Source organism: Streptomyces sp. NPDC006265 (assembly GCF_040613555.1).
Lineage (GTDB): Bacteria > Actinomycetota > Actinomycetes > Streptomycetales > Streptomycetaceae > Streptomyces.
This window is the reverse complement of sequence record NZ_JBEXSH010000602.1, coordinates 1-5646: the sequence shown is the minus strand read 5'-3', so window position 1 is coordinate 5646 and position 5646 is coordinate 1. Positions and strand designations below refer to the sequence as shown.

4 protein-coding genes are annotated in these 5646 nt (G+C 73.2%); all 4 read right to left on the bottom strand.

Going from position 1 to position 5646, the window contains the following annotated elements:
* Positions 1–198: hypothetical protein (locus ABZ281_RS35115; RefSeq protein WP_356662123.1), on the bottom strand; the 198-nt coding region annotated here is incomplete at its 3' end.
* 31 nt (positions 199–229) lie between these two features.
* Positions 230–3346 (bottom strand): amino acid adenylation domain-containing protein, encoded by a 3117-nt coding sequence (locus ABZ281_RS35110; protein WP_356662122.1) that lies wholly within the window; start codon positions 3344–3346, stop codon positions 230–232.
* The gene (locus ABZ281_RS35105; RefSeq protein WP_356662121.1) at positions 3336–4580 is read right to left on the bottom strand and encodes a cytochrome P450; all 1245 of its coding nucleotides are present in this window, start codon (positions 4578–4580) and stop codon (positions 3336–3338) included. Before ABZ281_RS35105 ends, ABZ281_RS35110 begins: the two co-directional genes overlap by 11 nt.
* A complete protein-coding gene (locus tag ABZ281_RS35100; RefSeq protein ID WP_356662120.1) occupies positions 4573–5511 on the bottom strand; it encodes a hypothetical protein in 939 nt (312 codons plus the stop codon). Before ABZ281_RS35100 ends, ABZ281_RS35105 begins: the two co-directional genes overlap by 8 nt.
* Between the last annotated feature and the right edge of the window lie 135 nt (positions 5512–5646).

Sequence of the window (5646 nt, the reverse complement as noted above, 5' to 3'; positions counted from 1 at the left end):
GTACAGGACGCCGAGCAGGCAGCCCGGCTCGAACCCGGGCGTCTCCTGGAGCCGTGCCGCCGCGGTGCCGGCCTCGTCCCACAGACGGCGGTACGTCAGCACGTCCTTGCCGCACTCGACCGCCGTCGCCTCGGGGTTCGCGTCGACGAGGCGCCGCAGCAGGCGCACGGCCGTCCGTTCCTCTGGAATGTCCTGCATGGGGAGGGGAGTCCCTTCGGGTGGGGGCTGTTCACACGTGCTGGGGGGCCGGCCGTTTCCCGGACACCAGCAGTTCCTCGTAGACGCGGGCGAGGCGGTGCGCCGTGCCGGAGGCGACTCGGTCGGCCTGGAAGCTGATGTCCACCCGCAGCCCGCCGTCGGCCGTCGGCCAGATCTCGCAGACGATCTCGTGCATGGCGGCGGGCGGCTCCATCGGCAGGCGCCTCACCGCGCACCCGGAGAGGGCGAGTTCCTCGGGTACGGCGTTCTGCACGGCGAACATCGTCTGGTACAGCGGGTTGCGTCCGGTCCTGGGCGGCCGGATCGCGCGGACCACCTCCGCGAACGCCACGTCCTGGCGGGCGAAGGCGTCCTCGACGGCGGGACGTGCCGCCTTCGCCAGGTCCACGAGCGCCGGCCCGCCGGTCCCTTCCGGCAGCCGCAGGCACACGACGTCCACCAGGCACGACACGGCCGCCATGGAGGCGGGTCCGGAGCGGCGCACGAGAGGGACGCCGATGCCGAAGTCGGCCTGTCCGGTCACGTCGGCGAGCGCGGCGGCGTAGCCGGCCGCGAGGGGCAGGAACAGGGTCGCTCCGAGCTGGCCGGCCTCGGTGCGCAGCCGGGCGGCGACCACCGGGTCCACGGTGAAGCCATGGCTTCCGAACGACCGGTCCGGCTCCGCTCCGGGCGCGGGCAGCGCGAGTTCCGGCAGGTCCGCGAGGTGCCGGGTCCAGTAGGCCAGTTGGGCGGCTGCCTCGTCGCGGTCGTGGAAGCGCGCGGCCTCGTCGGCCAGGGCGCGCAGGGTCGGTGCGGGGTGCTCGAAGCGCGGCTCGGCCCCGCGGGCGCGGACGTCGTAGGCGTGTGTCAGCTCGGCGATGAGGAGGTCCTGTGACCAGCCGTCGAAGGCGATGTGGTGGACGGTGAGGCCGACCAGGCCCGTGTCGGCGTCCACCGGGGCGTGGACGCACCGCCAGACCCGCGCGTCCTCGATGGCCAGAGGCCGGTTCAGGGCCTCCTCCACCAGGGTCCGGGCGTCCTGGGTCCCGTCACCGCAGGTGAGCGTCTCGACGCGGATGGCGTGCGTGGACTCGGGCGTGAAAGCCACCGGTTCGGGGTCGAGCCGGTAGGCCGACCCGAGGGCCTCGTGGCGCCGCTGCAGGTCGTTGAGGGCCTGTTCCAGGGCGCCGGTGTCCAGCGGGCCGGTGACCTCCCACAGCAGGTGGCAGAGGGCGGCGGAGTCGCTCGGGTCCAACTCGTGCAGCAGGCCGAAGTGGGCCTGGATGCCGTCGAGGCGGACGCGGTCGGCTCGGCCGGCCGGTTCCATCGGGCCGGGCGCGGAGCGGCTTTCCAGGAACTCCGCGAGACCGTCGGCCGTGGGATGGCGCAGGAAGGCGGAGACCGGCACAGAGATGCCCGTACGGTCCGAGAGGCGAGCGCAGAGCCGGATGGCGTCGAGGGACGTGCCGCCGAGGACCGCGAACGGCACGTCGGGCGCGGCGTCGGTCTTCAGCAGGGCACGGATCTCCTCCAGAACGACCGCCGCCCACCGGTTTCGTGACGGTGCGGGCTCTCCGAGAGCGGTCGTCTCCGGCTGCGGCCCGCCGGGGGCCCGACGGGCCGTCGACAGCAGCCGCGCGGTGTCCGTCTTGCCGGTGGACGAGAGCGGGATGGCGTCGACGCGCCGCAGGTCGTCGGGGACGCTGTGGGGAGGCAGCCCGGCGACGAGGTGGGCACGTACCGCCGCCGGTGCGGCGGCGTCCTCGGGGGCGCCGGACTCCGCGACGTAGAAGAGGACCATGGCGGTGTAGGCGCCGTCCGCGCCGGGCACGGGCACCGCGACCGCCTGCTTGACGTGCGGCAGGGCGAGGCAGACGTTCTCGATCTCCAGCGGCTCGATCCGCCGTCCCCGGATCTTGACCTGGCGGTCGGCGCGGCCGACGTAGTGGAGGAGTCCGTCGGGGGTGGTGAACCCGAGATCGCCGGTCCGGTAGACGCGGACGGTCTCGCCGTCGACGTCGGTGTCCACGAACCGTGCGGCCGTGTCCTGCGGCATGCCCAGGTACTCGACGGCGAGGCCGTCCCCGCCGATGCAGATCTCCCCGGTCTCCCCCGGCGGACACGTCCGGCCGTCACGCATCACGTGGACCGTCGTGTGCGGCACGGGCCTGCCGATGGGGATGCCGTGCGGAAGTTCCGTGTCTGTCGGCACGATGTCGTGCGTGGTGGTGAAGACGCAGGACTCGACGGGTCCGTAGCCGTTGGTCAGCCGCACCGTCGGGTGGGCGTCCAGGAAGCGGCGCACATGGTGCGGCGACAGCCTCTCCCCGCCGGTCATCACGTGCCGCAGGCCGAGGAAGCAGGAAGGGTCCTCGTCGACGAAGGCGTTGAAGAGGGAGGTGGTGAGCCATGCCGTGTCGACGCCCTGGTCGCGTACGAGCGCGGCGAGCCCCGAGGGCAGCAGGTACTCGTCCTCCATCAGGGCCACCGTGCCCCCGCTGGTGAGGGGCCCCCACAGCTCCATGCTGGCGACGTCCCAGGGGAGCGCGACCGATGCAAGCATGACGTGGCCGGGGCCGAGGTCGGCGAAGCCGCCGGGCTGGAACAGCCGGGTGGTGGCCCGGTGCGGGGTGACGACGCCCTTGGGGACGCCGGTGCTGCCCGAGGTGAAGAAGATGGTGGCCTCGCTGCCGCCGTCGCGGACCGCGGCGGGGACGCGGCGCCGGCGCCGTACCGCCTCGTCGACGGGGTGGTCGGCCGCGGACCACGTGGGAACATGCAGGTCCTGGGGCTTCTCCACGACCGCGAGGGGCGGTTGGAGCCGCCGGAGGATGGAGCTCACCCGCTCCTCGGGCCAGCGCGGGTCCAGGGCGGCGTAGGCGGCCCCGCACTTGAGGATGGCGAGGACGACGGCCGCGTATTGGGGCGAGCGGCTCATCAGCACGGGCACCCGGTGTCCCGGGGAGACGCCCAGGGCGCGCAGTCCGGCGGCGTAGCCGTCACTCGCGGCGTCCAGTTCCCCGTACGACAGGTGGTGGCCGCCCTGTACGACGGCGACGGCGTCGGGCCGGGCGCGGGCCTGGCGGGACACCGCCTCGTCAATGAGCTCGCCGTGTTCGTACGCGCTGGTCGCGGTATCACGCGTCATTGCGGGTCCCCCCTCTGACCTTGAGGTGTTCCAGGACGGTGAGGCCGTAGTGCGACCGGGTCACCGGGGCGGAGGCCTCCTCGATCACGTCCCACCGTTCACCGAGACCTCGCAGGGCGGCCTCGGCCTCCAGCCGCGCCAGTCCGGCCCCCAGGCAGTAGTGCGCGCCGAACCCGAAGGTGAGGTGACGTCTGATCTCCCGGCCGGGCCGCAGGTGGTCGGGGCCTTCGAAGACGTCCGGGTCGCGGTTGGCCGCTCCCAGCATGATCAGTACGAGGTCGCCGGCCGCGATGCGCTGCCCTGCGACATCGATGGGCTCCGTCGCGAAGCGGGCGACCTGCTGCACGGACGTGTCGAAGCGCAGCAACTCCTCCACGGCGGCGGCCGGGTCGGCCTTCAGGTCGCCCGGCCGGACACCCGCGTGCAGGGTGGCCCGTACGGCCTTGCCGATGAAGGTGGAGGTCGTCTCGAAACCGGCGTAGATGAGCAGGCTCGCGGTGGCCCACACGTCCTGGAGCCCGATCTCGCCGCGTCGGTGCGCCTCGCGCAGCAGCCACAGGCCCGAGTTCTCGGGCACCTCGCCCCGGAGCGCCTCGTCGACGGCCGCGGTCACCTCGTGCAGCGCCCGGTACCCGCGAGTGACGACCTCGGGGAGGTAGTCCGCGACGAGCAACGCCGCGATGTCGGGAGCCCAGGCGGCGAGGCGGGGAGCGACGTCCTCGGGCAGCCCGAGGATGTGGCAGATGACCCGGCTCGACAGCGGCACGGCGAGGTCGTCCATGACGTCGAGGACGTCGCGGTGCGGCGCGAGGAGTTCGTCGACGAGCCCTTCCACGAAGGTGCGTGCCGCCGCGAGGCGTTCGGCCGAGAAGAGCGGGGCGACGATCTTGCGGGCGGCGGCGTGGCCGGGGTCGTCGTTGAACATGAACCACATGCGCACCAGTTCCGAGGTGCGGCTCCCGTCGCCGCTCTCTCCCTCGGCCGGAGTGTGCAGCCTGGTCCTGCCGTGCTCGGGCCAGGCCGCCGACAGGGACGGGTTGCGCAGCAGCTCGGTCGCCTGGCGGAATCCGGTGACCAGCCACACCCCGAGGTCCTCGTCCCAGCGGACCGGCTCGTCGTCCCGCAGGTGGAGGTAGTCCATGCAGGGGTCCGCCTGTGCGCGACCGGTCACATGGTAGGGGCACCGGCCCGCACGGGGGGCGGTGTCCTGGGCCGCCTGCAAGGTGTCACTCATGGCCGGTGTCCCCGTCCTGTGTGGGCGGCGGGCTCACCTTCCGCAGCGGGGCCAGGTCGACGGCGCCCACGGTCTCCGGAGCGCCGTCGGCGAGGTCCACCAGCGCGGCCTCGACGGAGGCGAGGAAGCGGCCGGTCGCCCCGGCGCCGAGGTAGTCTTCGCTCGCGGTCAGGGACAGGTGCAGGCCGGTGCCCATGGCGGCCCTGAGGTTGAAGCGCGGCCCGCCCTGCCAGGCGTCGGCGAACCACTCGACGTCGTCGCGCGCGGGTGATCCCCCGGCCGGGGGCTCGGCGATGTCCCCGAGGTAGTTGAAGTAGCAGTCGAACTGCAGGGGATCAGGGTTGGCGCAGCCGGTCTCCGTGAGCCGGGCGCGCAGTTCGTCGATGCTGTACGAGCCGTGGAGCAGACGTTCCAGGCTGTTCATGTAGAGCATGCGCAGGAACACCGCGGGCGCTGCGTCCCGGTCGGCGGCGACGGTCATCGGGGCGAGCTGGTTCATGCTACTGAGCAGCGTCTGCCAGCGCTTGTCCATGCGGTTGCCGGCGAGCAGGCCGAACGTTGCCCGGTCGCGGCCCCTCAGGTCGAACAGGGCGAGGGCGGCAGCGCCGAGAACCACGGACTGGACGGACACCGAGAGGCGTTCGGAGACCGCGCGGGCGGCGTCCTGGGCGCGCTCGGAGTAGAGCGCCGCCCGGTGGCGCCGGCTCCTGTCGCCGCCCTGCCGGTCCTCCTCGACGAACCCCCGCCACTCGTCGAGCCAGAACTCGATCGTCTGGCGGCGCTGCTGCTCGTCGCCGTGCTGCTCCAGCGCCAGGTCGACGGGCTGGGGCGGGTCGGGGGCGAGTGTGCCCCCGGAGACGAGGGTGCGGAACTCCTCCTCCAGCAGGGTGCAGGCGGCGCTGTCGACCGCCAGGTGGTGCACGACGCACACCAGGTGGGTGGCGACACCCTGGTGGACGCCGACGGCGGCGACCGAGCACCAGCGCGATGCTGTGCGACGCCGAGCGCGAGACGCCGAGGTCCTCCAGCGGCCCGGCGATCAGGGCGGCGATCGACGGCTCGGCGA